Annotated in this window: 1 protein-coding gene; it reads left to right on the forward strand. The window is 59.7% G+C overall.

What is annotated here, in order from left to right; genetic code table 11:
* Positions 1-226: 226 nt before the first annotated feature.
* On the forward strand, positions 227-604 hold the full coding sequence (locus tag AC0KXF_RS15195; protein ID WP_473109967.1) for a VOC family protein: 378 nt from the start codon (positions 227-229) through the stop codon (positions 602-604).
* The last annotated feature ends 160 nt before the right edge of the window (positions 605-764 follow it).

The following is a 764-nucleotide window of genomic DNA, read 5'->3' on the forward strand; positions in this document are numbered from 1 at the left end:
GGCCAACACCTCCGCTACGCTACCCATGGCGGCATAACCACCTGTAACACCGTGTCCACGATCAAGGGTCAAGGCCCCCGGCTCTTCCTGGTAGGATGGAACCGATGAAGACCAGCCAGGCCCACGGCGGCCGTACCCGGGAAGGCCATCTGGTCGTTTCCTGATCCGTGCGCCTCCTTGCGTTGATGCGATCCCAGAATCACATCAACGAAGACAAGGAGAATCCATGACTGCACACTTCAACCACACCATCATCGCTTCGCTTGACCCGCCGACCATGGCCGAGTTCTACATCGACATGCTGGAAGCAACACCCGCTGAGTCGTGGGGCGCGTTCACGAACATCCAGATCGGCAGCGGGGTGATGCTCCAGTTCGCCGGACCGCTGCCGTTCGAGTTCCCGCCACAGCATTACGCCTATCTCGTGGACGACGAGCACTTCGCCCGCGCCTACGCGAAGATCAAGGAACGGGGCTGGGACCACTGGGCCGACCCGCAGCGCACGAAGCCCGGAGAGATCAACCATGAGCACGGTGGGCGAGGCGTCTATCTGCTCGACCCGTCCGGCCACTATCTCGAACTCATCACGCAACCGTACCTGTAGGGGTTAACTCTGCTGACCAAGAACCCCTACTGCTCAAAGTGAGTGGCAGGGGTTCTTGCTGTCCTTAGGGGGTCTGCTGAAGCTTTGGTTGAGTCCAAGACCGCATAGCTGGGAAGCTGTGCTGGAAGGATGGCAGTTATGCCGATCAAGTTCAGTGATG

It is taken from the genome of Leucobacter holotrichiae (assembly GCF_055791005.1).

Bases quoted from the DNA above. Each gene is read 5' to 3' on its own strand.
- AC0KXF_RS15195 (WP_473109967.1), top strand. From the start codon at position 227: ATGACTGCACACTTCAACCACACCATCATCGCTTCGCTTGACCCGCCG.